This window comes from Tessaracoccus sp. SD287 (assembly GCF_017355265.1).
Taxonomy (GTDB): domain Bacteria; phylum Actinomycetota; class Actinomycetes; order Propionibacteriales; family Propionibacteriaceae; genus Aestuariimicrobium.
Genome location: NZ_JADIJQ010000015.1, coordinates 1 through 18,897 on the forward strand (window position 1 = coordinate 1; position 18,897 = coordinate 18,897).

General features: G+C 65.8%; 15 protein-coding genes. 8 read left to right on the forward strand and 7 right to left on the reverse strand.

Annotated elements, in window-relative coordinates:
- The coding region (locus tag IPV09_RS07845) for a hypothetical protein (protein WP_370590256.1) at positions 1–608 on the forward strand (608 nt) is incomplete at its 5' end.
- 183 nt (positions 609–791) lie between these two features.
- Positions 792–2,033: a multidrug effflux MFS transporter gene (locus IPV09_RS07850; protein WP_207474693.1), complete on the forward strand. Its 1,242-nt coding sequence runs from the start codon at positions 792–794 to the stop codon at positions 2,031–2,033.
- Positions 2,034–2,227: 194 nt separating this feature from the next.
- Here IPV09_RS07850 and IPV09_RS07855 read toward each other — a convergent pair whose 3' ends face one another.
- The 3 genes from IPV09_RS07855 to IPV09_RS07865 all read right to left on the reverse strand — a co-directional run bounded on the left by IPV09_RS07855 (position 2,228) and on the right by IPV09_RS07865 (position 5,235).
- Entirely contained in the window at positions 2,228–2,590 is a 363-nt protein-coding gene (locus IPV09_RS07855) for a hypothetical protein (RefSeq protein ID WP_207474694.1), read from the reverse strand.
- Positions 2,591–3,568: 978 nt separating this feature from the next.
- Positions 3,569–4,744 carry a Gfo/Idh/MocA family protein gene (locus IPV09_RS07860; protein ID WP_207474695.1) on the reverse strand — a complete coding sequence of 392 codons (1,176 nt, stop codon included), beginning with the start codon at positions 4,742–4,744 and terminating at the stop codon, positions 3,569–3,571.
- 92 nt (positions 4,745–4,836) lie between these two features.
- The gene (locus IPV09_RS07865; protein ID WP_207474696.1) at positions 4,837–5,235 is read right to left on the reverse strand and encodes a hypothetical protein; all 399 of its coding nucleotides are present in this window, start codon (positions 5,233–5,235) and stop codon (positions 4,837–4,839) included.
- A gap of 110 nt (positions 5,236–5,345) precedes the next feature.
- Here IPV09_RS07865 and IPV09_RS07870 point away from each other — a divergent pair, with 110 nt between their 5' ends.
- Positions 5,346–7,226, forward strand: a complete 1,881-nt coding sequence (locus tag IPV09_RS07870) for a DUF6884 domain-containing protein (protein ID WP_207474697.1) — start codon at positions 5,346–5,348, stop codon at positions 7,224–7,226.
- Positions 7,227–7,264: 38 nt separating this feature from the next.
- Here IPV09_RS07870 and IPV09_RS07875 read toward each other — a convergent pair whose 3' ends face one another.
- A complete protein-coding gene (locus IPV09_RS07875) occupies positions 7,265–8,152 on the reverse strand; it encodes a TIGR01777 family oxidoreductase (protein ID WP_207474698.1) in 888 nt (295 codons plus the stop codon).
- Between the two features lie 116 nt (positions 8,153–8,268).
- Here IPV09_RS07875 and IPV09_RS07880 point away from each other — a divergent pair, with 116 nt between their 5' ends.
- The 5 genes from IPV09_RS07880 to IPV09_RS07900 all read left to right on the forward strand — a co-directional run bounded on the left by IPV09_RS07880 (position 8,269) and on the right by IPV09_RS07900 (position 15,447).
- Positions 8,269–11,367, forward strand: a complete 3,099-nt coding sequence (locus IPV09_RS07880; protein WP_207474699.1) for a DUF3427 domain-containing protein — start codon at positions 8,269–8,271, stop codon at positions 11,365–11,367.
- A 118-nt stretch (positions 11,368–11,485) separates the two neighbouring features.
- Complete coding sequence (locus IPV09_RS07885) at positions 11,486–11,947, forward strand: Pvc16 family protein (RefSeq protein WP_207474700.1); 462 nt, start codon at positions 11,486–11,488, stop codon at positions 11,945–11,947.
- Between the two features lie 126 nt (positions 11,948–12,073).
- Positions 12,074–12,235, forward strand: coding sequence for a hypothetical protein (locus tag IPV09_RS07890; protein ID WP_207474701.1), 162 nt, complete (start codon positions 12,074–12,076; stop codon positions 12,233–12,235).
- Positions 12,236–12,478: 243 nt separating this feature from the next.
- Positions 12,479–13,588, forward strand: coding sequence for an acyl-CoA desaturase (locus IPV09_RS07895; RefSeq protein ID WP_207474702.1), 1,110 nt, complete (start codon positions 12,479–12,481; stop codon positions 13,586–13,588).
- A gap of 281 nt (positions 13,589–13,869) precedes the next feature.
- Positions 13,870–15,447: an FG-GAP-like repeat-containing protein gene (locus tag IPV09_RS07900; protein WP_207474703.1), complete on the forward strand. Its 1,578-nt coding sequence runs from the start codon at positions 13,870–13,872 to the stop codon at positions 15,445–15,447.
- Between the two features lie 6 nt (positions 15,448–15,453).
- Here the strand turns inward: IPV09_RS07900 and IPV09_RS07905 are convergent, their stop codons facing one another.
- From IPV09_RS07905 to IPV09_RS07915, 3 genes are all read right to left on the reverse strand, one after another.
- Positions 15,454–16,314: an exodeoxyribonuclease III gene (locus IPV09_RS07905; protein WP_207474704.1), complete on the reverse strand. Its 861-nt coding sequence runs from the start codon at positions 16,312–16,314 to the stop codon at positions 15,454–15,456.
- On the reverse strand, positions 16,311–16,982 hold the full coding sequence (locus IPV09_RS07910) for an NAD(P)H-binding protein (protein ID WP_207474705.1): 672 nt from the start codon (positions 16,980–16,982) through the stop codon (positions 16,311–16,313). The genes IPV09_RS07905 and IPV09_RS07910 overlap by 4 nt, the downstream gene beginning before the upstream one ends.
- A 171-nt stretch (positions 16,983–17,153) precedes the next feature.
- Complete coding sequence (locus IPV09_RS07915; RefSeq protein WP_207474706.1) at positions 17,154–18,734, reverse strand: glycoside hydrolase family 10 protein; 1,581 nt, start codon at positions 18,732–18,734, stop codon at positions 17,154–17,156.
- Between the last annotated feature and the right edge of the window lie 163 nt (positions 18,735–18,897).

Genomic DNA, 18,897 nt, shown 5'->3' on the forward strand with positions numbered 1-18,897 from the left:
CACAGCAGGGGTCCGGTCCGCAGCGGGGACCCGGGCCACAGCGGGGACCCCAGTTGCCGCCGCCCTTGCTGCCCCCGCCCGGTTATGGGATGCCGCCGGGCTACGGCACGTACGGCTACCGTCCACTGAAGCCCGAGCCGCCCAAGCCCAGCGCCAAGCGCAAGCTGGCCATCATCATCGTGCTGGCACTCACCGCCCTGGCCTTCGTCGGCAGCATCATGACCCCGCTGGTCTACCCCGCCGGTCAGCCGTGGAGCGGTGGCATCTTCCTGTGGCAGTGGACGCCACACCTGTTGACCGACCAGACCGAGTTCACCGTCGGCGCCTTCGTGTTCTTCTTCATCACCACCATCGGCTCGGCCGTCGGGGCGCTGCTGGCCTCGGCCGGGGTGATGGGCAGGATGCCGACCATCGTCTGGCTCGTCGTGGTCGGTCTGAACCTGCTGGTGGCCCTGTTCATGTTGTTGATCGTGGCCGTGGCGGGCGCCGACGAGAGCCTGTCGGTGGGGCCGGCGCTGTGGCTCAACATGGCTGGCATGGCCGGGGTGGGCGTTGCGCTGGGCACTGCGCGGCACCGCGCCGTGTGGATGCGCGAGTCCACGGTGTAGGAATCCTTTGACCGCTCCACGGCAAGGGAATCCACGGTGCGGGTGGTATTTCTCACACTGGCGCTGGTGACGTAGAATTACCCCGCGCCCCTGCCCGTTGGCCGCTGTGCGAGACGGGTCGTCCAATGTCAGGTCCCGCGCCCGGGACCTCGGCCGGACGGCGTGAACCCCAGGAGTTCACCCATGCACCAGACCGCGACGCCCACCCTGCACCGCGGTGACCAGATGACGTCCAATCGGCGCCTGTTCACCATCATCACCCTCGGACTGCTGACGGCCCTCGGCCCGTTCACGATCGACCTGTACCTGCCCGCATTCCCCGCCATCAAGGCCAACATGGGCATCAACGACGCCCAGGTGCAGGTGACCCTGTCGGCCACCGTGCTTGGCTTCGCGCTCGGCCAGTTGCTGGTCGGCCCGCTCAGCGACCGGCTCGGACGCAAGTGGCCGCTGCTGGCGATGACCAGCGTGCACGTGATCAGTTCGGTGCTGGTGGCGATCGCCCCGAACGTGGAGTTCCTGACGGTGATGCGCGCCCTGCAGGGCATCGGTGCTGCCGGTGGTGCCGTGGTCGCGATGGCCATGGCCCGTGACCTGTTCAGCGGCCGACGGCTGATCAAGATGCTGTCGAACCTGGCCCTGATCAACGGGCTGGCGCCGATCATCGCGCCGCTGGTCGGGTCGTGGCTGGTGACCATCATCGACTGGCGTGGCGTGTTCTGGGTGCTGGCCTGTTACGGCGCCCTGATCGTGCTGTTGGTGGCGACGCTGATCGTCGAGAGCCGTCCGCCCGCCGAACGCACCGTCGGTGGTGTCTCTGCCGTGTTCGCGGCCTACCGCAGGGTGCTGGGCGATCGGACCTATATCGGGGTGGCGCTGGTCGCGGCCTTCTCGTTCGGCGGCCTGTTCAGCTACGTCGCCAGTTCCTCGGTGCTGCTGCAGGAGGGCTTCGGCCTGTCCCCGCAGGGCTTCGGTGCCGTCTTCGCGATCTGCTCGGTGGGGGTCTTCGTCGGCGTCCAGCTGGGGAGTCGACTGGCCGCCAAGGTGGGTCCGCAGTGGATCCTGGTGGCCGGCACCACGCTGATGGTCGCGGCCGCCACGTCGTTCCTGCTGCTGCACAGCGCCTTCGACGGCTACGTCGCGCTGGTGCCGGCCATGTTCGCGTTCACCACCGGTTTCGGCGCCTGCATGCCCAGCGCGCAGGTGCTGGCGCTGCAGAACCACCGCGCGGACTCCGGTGTCGCGGCGTCCCTCATGGGTGCGACCAACATGCTGGTGGCAGCCACGGTCGGCCCGGTGCTGGGCGGTTTCGACATGACCAGCCCGGTGCCGTTGGGCACCGCGATGCTGATCTGCGCCCTGTTGGCGACGGTGATGCTGTGGACGGTCGTGCGGCCCCGATCGGTGCAGGTCAACCTCGACTGACCGCTCAAAGCTCGTGCTGAACGCTTCAGCGTCGAGCCGTGCCTCCGACCCCTCAAGGTCCAATTTGGCGAGCCGACCCGCATACGCGGTTGGAAGCCCCGCCCGACTGGACAACCGCTGGCAATCGGACCGTTACGACACGCGCCACCGGCGGGCTTGTAGACGGAATGCTTCAGGGTAACTAAGTCCAGGGCCTACCAGACGTAGAGGACGACCTTCGTGGGGGTGCCCTTTGGCACATATACGGACGCCCGAGCCTGCACCTTCTCACCAGAAGCGAGACGCTCCGGCGCAGAGGTGAAGTCCAGCCACGCTCCACCCACGATCTTTCCCGACCCATCGAGCAGCACGACGGCTGAGCTGATCTCGGCTGTCTTCACGTCTCCCGATGCAGCGATAACCGCCGTCACGTCGTAAGTCTTTGCAGTGGGATGCAGGTCGTACTCCGAGCGCTTGAAATTGGACTTTTCGACGGTCACCAAGGACTTGAACTCGCCGCTCTGCAACGTACCCTGTCTTGTGATCGCCACCGTCGCCTTGGCGGGAATGCCAGTCAAGTGAGCACCACCTGCTCCGCCGACGTAATACCATGTCCCTCCGGGACCGATAGGGGGCAAGGCAGTGTCGTAAGATCCAACGATCACCCCGTCCTTGTCCAACGCCTTCCAAGAGGCAGTCGCGCCAACACGTGTCTGGTTCGCCGGATTAGTGAACTTAACGACGAAACGCGCGAATGGGTCATCGTTGAAGTAGGTGTGAACGACCTCCGCTTGGAGGGTAGGGCCGTCTGTCGTACGCGTGGGTGTATTCGGCGCGATCGACGGTGACGTGGGTGCGGGCTCGGACGCGGGTGTGCTGCTGGCACCCCCACCGCATCCCGCTAGCACCAGAAGTACCGCAAAGATCAGAGAGAGGTACGGGCGTCGCATTATCTTCCTTCGGTTCATCCGGCTTGCATCGGCGCGGTCGCGGTTGGTTCGTTCAGGTCGGTCGTCCTTTGTCCCACGAACGGCTGCGAGAGCCAGCAGGGGGCTCTACAGAGTCCTGGGATCGCTGACCGTTCCTCGACTTTCGACTAGGAGCAGCGTAGTGCGTCCACTTGTGCTTCATCAGCCGCTGACTTGTGGAGTGAGATCTAACTCGCAATGACACATCGGTGCACCGTCACAGAAATTGCTCACAGCACCCGGGCCGACGTGCCCGAAGCTAGTCCAATTACTGCGGACGCTCGTCGTCTTCGCAGACGCGGGATACTGCCACCACCGAGAAGAGTCAGCCCCAAGTTCTCGTCACGATGTTCGTGACGAGACGCACCCAGGATTGCACCCCTTCATTGAGCAGGTGTCCCATCCCATGTACCGCCAGCGCAGGGCGCAAGCTTGAGGCACTTCATCCCCATGTTTAGGACGGCGCGCCTCTGGGCGCCGGATGGACCTCCCGGGGAAATGGCGCGGCCTCGACGCGAGTTTCTGACCGTAGGCGACGTCGAGTGTCCGACTCAGTCGACCAAGGTCACGGACCGCCCGTGTCCCTGCTCAGTTGCGCGGCGGGTGTCCGCCCTCGGCGCTGATCCTGGCGTTGAGTTCGGTCAGGAACAGGTCCTCGTCGAAGTCGAACGGCACCTCACGGCCCAGCCAGGACGACAGCAGCATCGCACTGGACAGCCGCAGCGCGTCCAGACCCCCGGACGCCGTGACCAGCACGGGTTCACCGAACAGGATGGCGCGGGCGAAATTCGTCAGCACCGCGGCGTGGTCCACGCCGAAGTCCGAGGTGCCCTCGACCACCTCGGTGGTGCTCAGCCCCGACCAGTCCACCGTGCCCTGGACGATCTGCTGCAGGGTGGCCGCGTCCATGGATTCGGAGAACTCGGCCATCGGGCGGTCCAGCCGGGTGATGGTCGCGTGCCGGCTGTCCTGCACGACGACCTTGCCCTGGTCGCACTGGATCTCGAGGCGGTCGACGCCCAGCATGTCGTGGGTGGCCGTGACGAAGGTGCCGCTGCCCCGCTGGCCGTAGTCCAGGACGGCAGTGACGTCGTCCTCGACCGTGATGTCGTGGCCGAAGCCGTAGCGGATCTTCGCGAACACTGACTCCGGGGCGCCGCACAGCCACTGCCACAGGTCGATCTGGTGGGCGGCCTGGTTGATCAGCACGCCGCCACCCTCCCCGGCCCAGGTGCCCCGCCACGGGGAGCTGTCGAAGTAGCTCTGCGGCCGAAACCAGTTGGTGATCGTCCAGTTCACCCGGCGGACCTGGCCCAGTTCGCCGCTGGACAGCACCTGCTTGAGGCGGATGAACAGCGGGTTGGCGCGCTGGTTGTACAGGACGCCGAGCCGGACGTCGGGATGCGTCTGGGCCACCTGGAGCATCCGGCGCACCTGCTGCGGGTAGACCCCCACGGGCTTCTCGAGCAGCACGTGCACGCCGCGTTCGATGCCGGCGACGGCCAGGTCGGGATGCAGGTAGTGCGGGACCGTGGTGACGATGGCGTCGACAGTTCCGCTGTCCATCATCTCGATCGGGTCAGTGAAGAACGGGACGTCGCCGAAGCGGTCCTGGACGGCCGCTCGGGAGGCGGCGCTGCGGCCGCTGAAGGCGCCGACGGTCATGTTCGGCACGTGGCCGTCGGCGACCAGCGTGGCGTAGAAGGCACCCTGACCGCGGGCGCCGACGATGCCGAGTCGAACGGGTCCGGTGTGGTCGGTCATGGTGGTCCTTCCGGGGTGCTGGCGCTGCCGCCGAAGCCGTGGCGGATGCCCTCACGCTAGCGTCCGGGTCGGGTTGGAGGGATGGTGGGCCGTCACTCGGCGAGGAAGACCAGTCCCTCGTGGGTGACGGTGTAGCAGAACAGGTTCCCGGTCGCGTCGTAGAAGCTCAGGTCGACGTTGCCCAGATCGGTGAAGTCCACGCGGTCACCGCGCGGGTCTCGATGGAGGACGAAGAGCCCACCCAGATCGGCCAGGGCCGAGATGATCGCCCGGTCATAGCCATAGCGGTGCAGGACAGCCCGTGGCTCTGCCCGGTCGTAACCCGGACGTGCACTCACGCCCTCAAACCGATCAGGCGCCAGGTACTGGAGCCGCTCTGTGAGCGGATGACCGGCGTCGTCGTGGAAGACCATCTCGACCACGGCCATGCGCAGACGCAGACTGTGTAGCAGGGCCAACTGCTGGCCGGGGGTTTCGGTGTCGATGGCCATTCGGAGGTCGACGCTTATGGAGTAAGGCTAGGAGAGAAAAACCGCGGGACCCCGGTGCCGCGGGTCGAAATCATGGCCGAGGACCCAGGACTGGGACTACATTCACGGGCATGGCGAACTGGGAACCTTTGCGCATATTGCTCGCTGATAGTCGGTCGCCAGTGACGCTGTCCTGGCAGGAGCTGGACGAATTGGTCGGCGGAATGCCAACCTCGGCGACCCACCACGTTGCGTACTGGTCCGGTGATCGGTCCCAGTGGGCCGGGTTCAGAGCGAAGGCGACGGTCGGAAGCTCCGTCACCTTCACACGCGCCGTTGATACGCGTTCGTCCTCGAACGGCCACACAACGCAGACCCATGTGGGAGCCGACATCATTCTGGTCAGTTGCGCGAAGCGCAAGGGCGACGAACCAGCCCCTGCCAAGGATCTGTACACCTCAGCGCTGTTCCGCGAGGCGCGCGCCTACGCCGAGCGCTCCGGTGCGCCTTGGTACATCCTGTCGGCCAAGCACGGCTTGATGGAGGTCAACGACGTGATTGCGCCGTACGACATGAGAATGCAGGACCAGTCCGCTGCCTACCGCCGGGAGTGGGGAGCTAACGTCATGGAACGACTGCACGAACTCGTCGGGCCAGTAGAGGGGATGACCATCGAGATCCATGCGGGGGCCGACTACGTCGCCCCCATCAGGAGTTTGTTGGTCATTCGCGGCGCCACTGTCGTGGAGCCGCTTGCCGGCCTGCAGCAGGGCCGGCGCCTCGCGTGGTATTGCCGCGACCGGTCAGACGCTGCCCCGGCAGCTGCACCTTTGTCACAGAACAGGAACGACGAGGTCGATATTGTCGAGCTGGCTGAGGCACTCACCAACAAGCACAATCGCGTGACCTTGTCAGACTTTGTGGCGAGCAAAGACCCACGGATGGACTCCCCCGGCCTGTACAGCTGGTGGATGGATGCGACAGGCGCGGCCGAGGTGAGCCATGGTCTCGGTCTCGAGGTAAGGCCGGGTTTGGTTTACGTCGGCCAGGCTGGCGCCCACCATTCAGAGGCGCAGAAGGCCTCCACCAACACCTTGTGGAAACGGATTGTGAAGATGCACTGCGGCCGACGGCAGGAGTTCTCGACGCTGCGCCGGACGCTTGGTTCGACCTTGGCGGAGGCTCGCGGCGAGTCGGGCATCGACGAATCGGCGCTCACCAGCTGGATGCTGGTTCATCTCCAGATCATTGCTCTCCCAGTCGCCGACGCGGCCACTCTCCGCGCCGTTGAAACTGAAATTCTCAGTCGGCTCGATCCACCGTTCAACCTCCACGAAGTTGAACGCACCGAACTGCGGTCACGACTGATGGCACTGCGCAAGAAATACCACCGTGGTCATCCCCGACACCCTCAACAACTCGCGGAAAAGAGTCCCCCAACGGCGGCCGCCCACTACGTGGACGCGCCGGATCCTTCGATTGACGAATTGATCACGCTGGTTTCTGACACCACACGTGGGATGACACCCGCGGAGTTCATCGCCGCCAAGACCCAAGACATGGATTCACCGGGAATCAACGCCTGGTTCGTGGACCAGCCCGGAGCTGACGAACTGAGCCTTGGTCTGGGCCTGCGTCTTGGACCCGGACTGGTCTACGCCGGACAGGCAGGCGCTGCCCGAGCAGACGGACAGAAGTCGTCCAACACCCTGTGGCTGCGGGTCACGACGATGCATCTCGGAGCGCGGCGCGACCTGTCCACTCTTCGCGAGAGCCTCGCGGCACTGCTGACGGAGGCCCACGACCAGCCCATCAGCGAAGGCGACCTCAGCCAATGGATGCATGAGCATCTGCGACTCATCGCCGTCCCGGTGGCCGATTCAGTCACCCTGCGTGATGTCCAAGGTGCGGTGGTGCAGAAGTTGGACCCCCCGCTCAACCTCCGCGGTGTGACAACAACCGCGGCACGTCAGCGCCTCGCGGAGCTACGGAAGAAGCACCGGCCCAGCTGACTTGTACCCGTCAGCCGGCCCCGGATGCAACCAGGGTTTCAGTTCACCGCCTCCATCGCCTCGTCGACGTCGTCGTGAAGGAACTGGAAACCGTTGTCCAGCAGCACCTTCGGCAACGCCTGCTGGCTCGCCAGCAGTGCATCGTCGACCATCTGGCCGGTGAACAGCAGCTTGGCCGCCGGCAGGGGCAACGGTAGGAACGCGGGACGGTGCAGAGCCACCGCGAACGCCTTGGTGAAGTCGACGTTGCGCACCGGGTTCGGGGCGGTCAGGTTCACCGGCCCAGAGATGTCGTCGTGGGTCAACAGGAACTCACACGCGCGGACGTAGTCGTCGACGCTGATCCAACTGACGTACTGGTTGCCGTCGCCGATGCGGCCACCGGCACCCAACTGGTAGAGCAGTCGCTGCTTGCCGAGGATGCCGCCGCTTCGGGTCAGCACGTGGCCGGTGCGGACTTTCACCACGCGGACGTGGTCGGGTGCCTGGTCTGCGGCCAGCTCCCAGTCGCGCACCAGTTCGGCGAGGTAGCCGGTGCCGTTCGTGGATGCTTCGGTGAGGCGTTCCGACCCCCTGTTGCCGTAATAGCCGATGGCTGAACCGGACAGGAACACTCTGCAGTTCGGGGCCTCGGCCAGGGCGTTGGTAATCGTCTGGGTGCTGGTGAGTCGCGACGCCCGCATGGCTCGCTTGTGGGACTCGGTCCAGCGGGAGTCGGCGATGCCGGCGCCGGCGAAGTTCACCACCGCGTCGACGTCGGTGAGTCCGGGGGCCGCGATGGTGCGGCTAGCCGGGTCGAAGCGGCGCTCGTCGGCTCCGTGAGGTTCACTGCGGACGAGTCGGATGACCTGATGGCCGTTCTGGCGCAGGTGTTGGGTAAGGGCAGTTCCGAGGAGTCCGGTGGCACCGGCGATGGCGACGCGCATGAAGCTAGTTTGTCAGGTACGCCATGGGGCCGGCGTACTCCCTGACAAAGGCACTCGTCTCGGTCCGACATGTGCCCGCCTCAAGATTCGTCGGGGCGTTATGCCAGTCTGTTCCCATGACCCTCGAGGACCCACATTCTCTACCCGAAGGCGCTTATGACGCCGTGGTCACCAGCGAAATCGAGGCTCGACTGCGCAAGACGCTCCTGCAGCGGGAAATCACAAAGATCGATGAGGCACACCTACCTGACTTGCTTTCCCGCCATGTACAGGGCAGTCTGCGTCGTTACCTGACCGGATTGAAGGCTGAGGATCGTGTTGCCGCGGTGAACTCGCTGTTGGAAAACATCGACGCGGCCGGGGACATGATTCCAGGTCCACCGAGCAAACTCATCTCTCTGCGTCCTGAGCCTGGACCAAGTGTTCAAGCTCGTCACGGTGTTCACCCGGTCATGCCCCTCAGCGAGGTGGCGCTCCTGACCAATACCGGTTCGGAACCGAACTTCGGCCACGAGATCCGCGGAGAGTTGGCGACCGCTGACGAGGTGTATCTCATCTGCGCGTTCATCAAGTGGTACGGAATCCGGACCCTCGAGCGTCAGATGCGGGAACTGGCGGAGCGCAACGCCACCTTCAAGGTGCTGACTTCCACGTACCTTGGCTCAACCGAGCGTCGCGCCCTCGACCGACTCGTCCGGGAGTTCGGCGCCGAGGTCCGCATCAGCTACGAAATCGAGCGCACCCGACTGCACGCGAAGGCCTGGCTCTTCCACCGAGACAGCCAGTTCCACACCGCATATGTCGGCTCCTCCAATCTGACGAGTACTGCACTCCTTGACGGCGTCGAGTGGAACGTTCGGCTCAGCCGCTCAGTGACTCCCAGCCTGCTCCGAAAGTTTGGCGCAACGTTCGAGACCTACTGGAACAGCGAGAATTTCGAGGAGTACCTCCCTGATCGCGATGGCGACCGGCTCGAAGCGGCCCTCGCCGAAGCCCGCGGCGGTGGCGCCGCTCACCGCGTGACGATCTCCCTATCGGGCCTAGAAGTACGCCCCTACCCGCACCAGCGCTCCATCCTTGAGGCTCTCGAGGTCGAGCGGACGGTGCATGGCCACCATCGAAACCTTGTCGTCGCAGCGACGGGCACAGGCAAGACCGTCGTTGCGGCCTTGGATTACCGTCGGTTGTGCCACGGTGACCGCCGCCCCTCACTGCTCTTTGTAGCGCACCGCAAGGAGATCCTGGACCAAGCACGACGTACGTACCGTGAGGTGCTTAACGACCCAAACTTCGGCGAGCTGTACGTAGGCGGATCTCGCCCCGAGACATGGCGACACGTCTTCGCTTCCGTTCAGTCGCTGAGCGCTGCAGTCGTCGGTGGTATGCGTCCGGAGGCCTTCGAGATCGTCGTTATCGATGAGTTCCACCATGCTGCTTCATCGAGTTACCAACAGCTGCTGACCCATCTGCAACCGAAGGAACTGCTCGGCCTCACTGCTACCCCTGAACGCACTGACGGCATCGATGTTCGCAAGTACTTTGACGGCAGGACCGCTGCTGAGATCCGCCTGTGGGACGCCCTTGAAGCCGAGTTGCTGGTGCCCTTCCACTACTTCGGTCTCAGCGATGGCACCGATCTCACGCAGGTGTCATGGCGAAGCGGACGCTACGACCCTGTCGAGCTCGAAAACCTCTACACAGCAAATACTGCCCGACTGCGTGTCGTCTTGAGTCAGCTGCAGGACAAAGTGCCTGACCTGACGGCCATGCGTGCGCTCGGGTTCTGCAGCGGTGTCAAGCACGCCCAGTTCATGTCTGATGCGTTCAACCAGGCGGGGATATCCGCAGCATGGGTGAGCGGAGCCACCGCTCCAATCGAGCGCGCCCAGACACTCCGAGACCTGACCGCTAGGAAGGTCAACATCGTCTTCAGCGCTGATGTCTTCAACGAGGGGCTGGACCTACCGGACGTCGACACCGTCTTGTTCCTGCGTCCAACAGAGTCAGCCACGCTCTTCCTTCAGCAACTTGGGCGAGGATTGCGTCGCACCAAGGACAAGGCAGTCCTTACAGTTCTGGACTTCGTGGGCAATCACCGCAAGGAGTACCGCTTCGATACGCGTCTGACAGCACTGACGGGAATCGCGCGCGGAACCCTCCGGGAGCACGTAGAGCGCGAGTTCCCGGAGCTGCCAGCCGGATCACAGCTGCTTCTCGACCGTCACACACAAGCCCAGATCCTCGAATCGCTGAAGCGCCAGATCACTACGCGTTGGGCAGAGACGGTGAAAACACTCAGGAACCTAGGCGACGTGACCCTTGCCCACTTCCTTGAGGCCAGCGATGTGCCGCTGAGCCAAGTGCTGAAGACGGACCGCAGCTGGACACAGCTACGCCGCGAAGCAGGGTTGCCAACCCCACCCGGTGGAGAACACGAGACACCGCTACTCAAGCGCGTCGCTGCCTTCGCTCACGTGGAGGATGCTGAGCGCCTCTACAGGTACCGCGAGGTGCTCACCGGTTCCACGCCCTATGCGCACTTGTCCCCCACCGACCAGATCTGGGCTCGGATGGTTCTCTTCTCACTGTGGCCGAACCTGCCGTTCGACAATTACGAAACACCTCTGCAGATCATCCGCAGTGAGCAGGCCGTGGTCTCCGACATCCTCGACGTGATGCAACTAGGCGTTGACTCCGCCACCCATCTGCCGGAGCCGCTCTCCGCCGGATTGTCATGGCGACCGCTACGGTCCCATATGAGGTACTCCCGTGAGGAACTATGTGCCGGTCTCGATTACGCCTCTCTAGACCGTAAACCTGCCAACATGCGCGAAGGAGTGTTCTACGCCGCAGACCTCGATACGGATGCGCTCCTGGTCACGGTCAATAAGGCTGAGCACGAGTTCAGTTCGACCACCATGTACGAGGATTACGCGATCAGCAGCGAGCTCTTCCATTGGGAAAGTCAGTCACGCACCACGGTGGCTTCGCCCACCGGGCAGCGATACATCAACCAACGCACCACTCGCAGCAACATCCTTATTTTCATGCGCCCCCAGCGGTCATCCGAGCTGGGTAAGGGCGCCCCATACCTGCTCTTGGGGCACGCCGACTACGTGCAGCATGAAGGAGAGCGGCCGATCGCGATTACGTGGCGTCTGCGGCGACAGATGTCACAGGACCAATTCGCGGTTGCTGCAGTCACAAGCATCTAGTAAGACAACTCAGCTAACGACTGTGGAGCCCCTCAGTGGTGGATCGGCGCGGAGTAGGTCAGCGTGGGGATCTTGCGCTCCCCGTGTCCTACATCCAGTCCCGTGCTACACCCTCCTCATGGCCACCATCACCTCCATCCTGGACGTCCTCGCCGCATCCGTGACCCCAGCACTCGCCAACGCCGTCCCGGGCGCCGAACTACGCCAGCAGCGGCCGCAGGACGCCGAGTCCCTCGCCTGTCTCTACCTGCTCGGACTTTCTCCCACTGAGGCCACCCACCACCTGACTGCGCCCCGTCCCGGCCCGAGGAACCAACCCATCCCCGCGGCCACCTCCACGGCCGAGGTCCTGTTCAGCTTCCACGGCACCCAGGCGCCGCAACTGCTCGAGTCGGTGCTCACCACGCTTCACCAGCAGCCCGTTGTCCAGGTCGGCGACCAGCCCGTCCCGGTGCGGCTGCAGCCGACATCCTGGGCTGATCTGTGCGCGATCTGGACCATGCTCGGTGAGCCACACTCGCCCTGCCTCGTCTACCAGGTGGGGCCGTTCGACGTGGATACGACCATCGGTCCCGGCTGAGCTGATCCCCCGTCCCGCCGACGGCCGGCACGCCACGGTGGGCGACACTGATCACGCGGCTCCATCCGCCGCGTCTGATATCGCCGTCGACACCGCAGCCCGACCCTGAGGCGTATCGTCGATGGCATGTGGACACTCCTGGTCATCCTGCTCGTCGCCTGGGCGGTGCTGTCAATCATCGGTTTCGTCTTCGAGGGTCTGATGTGGCTGGCCCTCATCGGAATCGTGCTGTTCATCGGAACGTTCGTCATCGGCATCATCCGGCAGAACGGCAAGCGCCTGCGCTGATCACAGGTTCGGTGAGTCACCCGTGGCAGCCGACGTGCCTCGACGACTGGTCGGGCACCGCTCACAGCCGCGTGCGTCGGCCAGACCTGGCCTTGCTCCGGGGAGCATCACGTCACGCGGACATCACATCTGGTGGAACGGCTGAATTTCTCGGGTTGCTCAAACTACACTAGGACTAGCTGTCGGCAATTGCCTGTGGCGTACAAGATGTAAATGTGCATCCAGATCCATAGGTAAAACTGCATGAGCGAAACCCTCCTGGCTCCCGCCGCACCGGCGGTGACGATCTCCAAGTACAAGGACGCGAGCTCCTTCCCGCCCCAGCTGCGGGCCTACGTGGAGGTGTCCACCGTGGCCAAGGAACTGGGCCTGCTGAAGAAGGCACGCTGGTTCTACATCCTGCTGATGGTCGGCCTCGGTCTGGCCCTGGCTGGTTGCGTCGCCGGGTTCATCCTGCTTGGTGACAGCTGGTTCCAGCTGCTGATCGCCGGCGCCCTGGGCGTCATCATCACCCAGTTCGCGTTCATCGGCCACGAGGCCGACCACAACCAGGTGCTGGAGTCCAGCGAGAACAACCACAAGCTGGCCCGCATCCTCGCCGTGGGTGTCGTTGGCCTGAGCCTGTCCTGGTGGAACAACAAGCACTCTCGCCACCATGGCAACCCCAACCGGGTCGGCAAGGACCCCGACATCGAGCGCGACACCGTCTCCTTCCTCGAAGAGGACGCCGCCAGCTCACGCGGGATCGTCCGCTGGATCAACCGTCGCCAGGGCTGGCTGTTCCTGCCCCTGCTGACCCTTGAGGGCGTCAACCTGTACAAGCACAGCTTCACCTACGTCCTGGGTCGCGGCCCGGTCACCAAGCGGTGGAGCGAACTGGCAATGATGCTGACCCACTTCGCGGTGCTGCTGGTGCCGGTGTTCCTGATGCTGCCGCTGGGCATGGCCTTCGCCTTCCTGGGCGTCCACTTCGCCGTCTTTGGTTTCTACATGGGTGGCGCGTTCGCCCCCAACCACACCGGCATGCCGATCGTGGACAAGAAGGCCAAGCTCGACTTCTTCACCAAGCAGGTGCGGATGTCGCGCAACATCAAGGGCGGCTGGGCCGCCAGCCTGCTGATGGGTGGCCTGAACTACCAGATCGAGCACCACCTGTTCCCGACGATGGCGCGCCCCCACCTGGGCCGCGTGCGCAGCATCGTCAAGGAGTACTGCGAGACCCACAACGTGCCCTACACCGAGACCACCCTGCTGCAGTCCTATGGCGTGGTCATCCGCTACCTCAACGAGGTCGGACTGGCTGCCCGCGACCCGTTCGCCTGCCCCATGAACACCCAGTTCCGCCGCGTCTGAGCACGCACCCCGCACCACCACCCGAGACCCGGGCCGCCACCGTGCGGTCCGGGTCTCGTCGTCTGGGGGTGCCGGGAGCAGGACGGCGCTCTTCCCCGCATGCCCTGGCGTGGCTTACGCTCGGCGGGTGACAGGACGACCCTGTCCCCCTCGCTGGACACGACCCCTGATGGCGGCCCCCCTTCCACACTGGCGGTGCCTGCGCGACGCCAGGTTCACTGCCGACCCACGTGTCGTCCCTGGACATCACTGCGTCGGCGCCCTGCCGAATTGAGTCCGCCATGCGCCACCCCACCGTCCTGTCTGTCCCCTTCCGCCTCGCTGCTGCCCTGGTGACAGCGCTCACGGTGCTCGTGACCGGCATCCTGCCCGCCAGCGCTGAGCCCGCGCGTCCGCTGCCCGCGATCGTCGTGGTCTCCATCCCCGACGCCCAGTTCCGTGAGTGCCTGCGACTCCGACTTGGCCTGGCCCCCGGCGTGCCCATCTGGGACGTCCACCTGAACGCGATCCCGACGCTCGACTGCAGCGCTCGACCCATCTCGAACCTGACCGGGTGGCAGCACCTGATCAACATGACCGATTTCTCCGGCTACGAGATGAACCTCACCGGCTCGCTGACGGTGCCCGCGCAACTGACCAGACTGGAGCGGATCAACCTCAACCGCAACACCCTGACCACCATCTCCTTCCCCGCCGCACTCACCGGCCTGAAGGAGATCCGTCTGATCGGCAACCGGCTCCACCGCATCTCGCTGACCAACAGCGCCACCCGGATCCAGGACGTCCACCTGGGGAACAACCGGCTCACCGACCTCAGCAGCCTGTCGTGGATGCCGACCTCGGCGCAGGTGCACGCCGGAGCCCAGCAGATTCCGCTGCCGACCGTTCCGCTGGGTGTCGCCACCACCCTCACCCTGCGCGACCACCGCGGCCGGGCGCCCGCCCTCACCGTGGCGTTCGGCACCACCTACTCCGGCGGCGTGCTGACCAACACCACTGCGGGGACCAAGATCCACTCGTTCACCCAGACCGGCCCCAGCACCCCGTACGGCACGTACTCGGGATTGGTCGTCCAGACCGCGACGATGGCGCCGGCCACCGGCAAGCTGGGTGACCACACCGGTGACGGCCTGACCGACATCTTCGCCACCGATGCCGGCGGCAACCTGCTGTTCTTCCGTGGCTCGGCGTCCGGCCCGGCCACGTTCCTGGGCAGTCGCGGCTCCGGGTTGGGGCCGATGACCTCCATGAACCAGATCAACGACATCACCGGCGACAACCGCTCCGACCTGCTGATGCGTCGCGGCGGGGACCAGTCGCTGTGGTTGTACCGCAGCTTCTCCCTGGGCTACCTCGAGCCGTGGCAGCGGATGGGTCAGAACTGGGGCGGCATGGACCAGATCGTCCCCGCCTTCAACCTGGCCGGCGGCTCGACCCAGTACGTCGTGGCCCGTCGCGCCTCGGATGGGCTGCTGTTCCGCTACACCCTCACCGCCGCGGGGCTCACCGACATCCGGCTGATCGGACAGCACTGGCAGGGCATGCGCCAGATTCTCTCGGTGGGTGACTTCAACGCCGACGGCCGCTCCGACGTGCTCGCGATCCGCGCCAGTGACGGCACCTTGTGGGCCTACGACGGCACCCCACAGGGGACGATCGGGGCCGGCCGGCAGGTCGGCCACGGGTGGAACGGGTTCATCCGCGGCTTCAGCGCCGGCGACATGTCCGGGGACGGCCGCCACGACCTGCTCAGCCAGCGCAACGACGGCGCGGTGTTCGTCTACAACAATCTCATCGGACGCTGGGCACCCGCCCGCCAGATCATGAGCGGTGCCAGCGGGTATGTGCTGATGGCCTGAACAGCCTCAGTCCTGGGCCTGGGGCAGGCGCACCTTCCCGCTGCGGCGCGGGTTGGACGGCGGCGGCACCACCGGGCCAATGTCACCATCGGGTGCCTGGTCGAGGTCGACGATCACCGGCGCGTGGTCGCTGGGCAGCTTCCCCTTGCGGGCCGCACGGTCGACCCACGCCGCCTGCACCCGTCCGGCCACCGAGGACGAGGTCAGCACCAGGTCGATGCGCATGCCCAGGTCCTGGTGGAACATGCCGGCCCGGTAGTCCCAGTAGGAGAACAGCCGCTGGTGTTCGGGCCAGCGTGCCCGGACCACGTCGACCAGCCCGAAGTTGGCCAGCCGTTGCCGTTCGGCTGCGGTGACATGGGTGTGGCCGACGTAGGCGGCCGGGTCGAACAGGTCCTGGTCGGCGGGGGCGACGTTCATGTCCCCGCACAGCGCGACATCGTCGGGGCCGGCGGCGACCACCCCCGCCAGGGCGTCGAGCCAGGCCAGCTTGTAGTCATAGTGCGGATGGCCCACCTCGCGTCCGTTGGGGACGTACAGGCTGTGCACGCGGACCCCACCGCAGGTGGCGCTGATCGCCCGCGCCTCGATCGTCCCTTCGTAGTCGGGCTGGCCGGCGAAGTCGGTCTCCACGTCGGCCAGACCAACCCGCGACAACAGCGCCACACCGTTGAACTGGCCCTGGCCGTGGTGGGCGGCCTCGTACCCGAGGTCGGCCAGCGGACCGGCGAACAAGTCGAAGAAGGCGGCGTCGCTGAGCTTGGTCTCCTGCAGGCACACCACGTCGGGGCGGCGCTGCTCGAGCCACGGCAGCAACCTGGGCAGGCGTTGTTTGGCGGAGTTGACGTTCCAGGTGGCGATCCTCACGACGCGATGCCCTGCGGGTTCACGGCCTGGCTGACCGGGGTCTCGCCGTCGTTGAAGTCGATCGTCCGGCCGATGGCGGCGGGCTCGGTGACCACGGCGACGATCATCTGGGCCACATTGCCGCGCGATACCTGACCGCTGCCCGGGGCACCGTCGGCGTCGAGGACCTCGACCATGCCGGTGGGGTTGTCGGTGGTCAACCTGCTGGGACCAAGGATCGTCCAGTCGAGCCTGCTGGCCCGCAGCGCCTGGTCAGCCGCGGCCTTGGCCTCGGCGTAGGCGAAGAACGAATTGTCGGGCTCGACACCGTGGTCGGCACCGGCGCCGGCGTAACTGACCATGACGTAGCGGCCCACCCCGGCGATGGTGGCAGCCTCGATGGAGGTGATGGCGGCGTCCCGGTCGACGGCATAGGTGCGTTCTGGGTTGCCGCCGCCAGCGCCGGCCGACCAGACCAGGACGTCCTGTCCGACGAGCAGGTCGGTGAAGGCGGCGGTGTCGAGGTGCTGGACGTCGGCGACGTGCGGGGTGGCGCCCGTGGCCGCGACCTCAGCCTCGTGGTCGGGGTTGCGGATCACCGAGGTGACCTCGTGGCCGGCCTCGACCAGCAGGGGTGCGGCCAGCAGGGCGACTCGTCCGTGTCCGCCGATGATCATGATGCGTGCCATGGTTTCCTCCGGGATGGTGGGGCATCGGTGAGTCCCACCCTAAGCGGCGTGGTCAACTGCTGACGCTGCGTCAGCAGACCCACACGCAGCACGCGGAGGCTGGTCGGCGACCGGCCCCGGGCATCTGCTGACGCTGCGTCAGCAGATGCCCAGCGGCTCAGCGGCGCCTCCTCAGTCGACGTGTGCCGCCCCGCTCGGCGCGCTCTGGTGCCAGAGCCTGTCGTAGGCCGTCACCACGTACCAGCCGTCGGCATCCGCCTCGGGCAGGTCGACCGACTGACGCACACCATCCCGGGCACGCACCGTCACCAGCAGGTGGCGGGCGTCCTGCAGTTCGGCGGCGGCGAAGTCAGGCCCCGACACCGTCCACACGGCGAAACTGGTCGCATGCGAGTGCGGCAACTTGTTCCACCGCACCGTCACGCCCGACCCCGACCGGACGACGCTGACCCCGACCGGCGCCTGCGGGGCCCGACCACCCAGGTGCTCGATGACCGGCACCAGCGCCGGCGACTGGTAGTGGTCGGCGACCATGATCGACACCGCGTTCTTGACGTCGGCGCGGACGTCCTTGGCGCTGAAGAACACGTCGCCGTCGACCTGCGGGTAGTCCTTGTTGAACTCCAGGTGCTTCGACAGCTCCTGCGGGTCGGTGAAGACCCCCGAGGTGTTCTTGTACACCGCCTGGCCGATGTAGAGCGCCACGTCGGTGCCCTCGACCACGCCGGCCCACCACGGCACCAGCTTGGCGTAGTCGGCCACCGTCAACCCGATCTGCCAGTAGATCTGCGGGTTGATGTAGTCGACCCAGCCCTGCTTGACCCACTGGTAGCTGTCGGCGCTGATCGCCGAGTACGACTCGGTGCCGCCGGTGTCCGACCCCCGCGGATCGGTGCGCCGGTTGCGCCAGATGCCGAACGGGCTGATGCCGAACTTCACCCACGGCTTGACCGCCTGGATGCGTTCGCGCATCTCGCGCACCAGCGCGTTGATGTTGTCCCGGCGCCAGTCGGCCAACGGGACGCCACCACCGTAGGTGGCGTAGGTGTGGGCGTCGGGGTAGTCCAGCCCGCCCGACGGGTAGGGATAGAAGTAGTCGTCGAAGTGCACCGCGTCGATGTCGTAGTGCTCCACGGCGTGCATCATGGCGTCCTCGACGAACTGGCGCACCGCCGGGATGCCCGGGTCGTAGTAGAGCTTGCCGCCGTAGGCCCACACCCAGTCCGGGTGCTGCTTGGCCGGGTGGTCGGCCACCAGGTCGGCCTGGTTGGTCTGCATCGAGACCCGGTAGGGGTTGAACCAGGCGTGGTACTCCAGGTTGCGGCGATGCGCTGCCTCCACTTGGAAGCCCAGCACGTCGTAGCCCGGGTCGACACCCTGGCTGCCGGTCAGGTAGCGCGACCACGGCTCGTACGGTGAGGGCCAAAAGGCGTCGGCTGTGGGACGCACCTGCGAGATGACCGCGTTCAGGTTCAGCTCGTCGGCCAGGTCGAGCCAGGCCTCGAACTCGGCCTGCTGGACGGCCACGTCCAACCCGGTGCGCGAGGGCCAGTCAATGTTGACCACCGAGGCGATCCACAGGGCCCGGAACTGGCGCACCGGCCGTGGCCCGTCGTCACCGCCCGAGGTCTCGGCGCGGGCCGGCACCGAGGTGGTGATGCCGGCGACGAATGCCGCACCCATCACGGTGGCGCCGCTGCCCAGCTTCAGCAGGGTCCTGCGGTCAAAGGGGGAACCGCTTTCGAACTGCATGGATGCCTCCTTGCATCACGGGAAATCTGTTCCGCCCACAGTGCCCACGCCAGCGACCTGCGGGGGCCGAAACGGTGAGGTGCGTCACTGCAGCTGCGCGCTTCCGCCCCCCGCCGCCGCCGTCCGCGTCCATCAGCACTCCTCCCCCGGCAGCACTCGTCCG

What these genes read in the sequence shown, in the direction of transcription:
- IPV09_RS07850 (WP_207474693.1), top strand. Translation starts at nt 792, where the DNA reads ATGCACCAGACCGCGACGCCCACCCTGCACCGCGGTGACCAGATGACG.
- IPV09_RS07860 (WP_207474695.1), bottom strand. Translation starts at nt 4,744, where the DNA reads ATGACCGACCACACCGGACCCGTTCGACTCGGCATCGTCGGCGCCCGC.
- IPV09_RS07865 (WP_207474696.1), bottom strand. Translation starts at nt 5,235, where the DNA reads ATGGCCATCGACACCGAAACCCCCGGCCAGCAGTTGGCCCTGCTACAC.
- IPV09_RS07870 (WP_207474697.1), top strand. Translation starts at nt 5,346, where the DNA reads ATGGCGAACTGGGAACCTTTGCGCATATTGCTCGCTGATAGTCGGTCG.
- IPV09_RS07875 (WP_207474698.1), bottom strand. Translation starts at nt 8,152, where the DNA reads ATGCGCGTCGCCATCGCCGGTGCCACCGGACTCCTCGGAACTGCCCTT.
- IPV09_RS07880 (WP_207474699.1), top strand. Translation starts at nt 8,269, where the DNA reads ATGACCCTCGAGGACCCACATTCTCTACCCGAAGGCGCTTATGACGCC.
- IPV09_RS07885 (WP_207474700.1), top strand. Translation starts at nt 11,486, where the DNA reads ATGGCCACCATCACCTCCATCCTGGACGTCCTCGCCGCATCCGTGACC.
- IPV09_RS07890 (WP_207474701.1), top strand. Translation starts at nt 12,074, where the DNA reads ATGTGGACACTCCTGGTCATCCTGCTCGTCGCCTGGGCGGTGCTGTCA.
- IPV09_RS07895 (WP_207474702.1), top strand. Translation starts at nt 12,479, where the DNA reads ATGAGCGAAACCCTCCTGGCTCCCGCCGCACCGGCGGTGACGATCTCC.
- IPV09_RS07900 (WP_207474703.1), top strand. Translation starts at nt 13,870, where the DNA reads ATGCGCCACCCCACCGTCCTGTCTGTCCCCTTCCGCCTCGCTGCTGCC.
- IPV09_RS07910 (WP_207474705.1), bottom strand. Translation starts at nt 16,982, where the DNA reads ATGGCACGCATCATGATCATCGGCGGACACGGACGAGTCGCCCTGCTG.
- IPV09_RS07915 (WP_207474706.1), bottom strand. Translation starts at nt 18,734, where the DNA reads ATGCAGTTCGAAAGCGGTTCCCCCTTTGACCGCAGGACCCTGCTGAAG.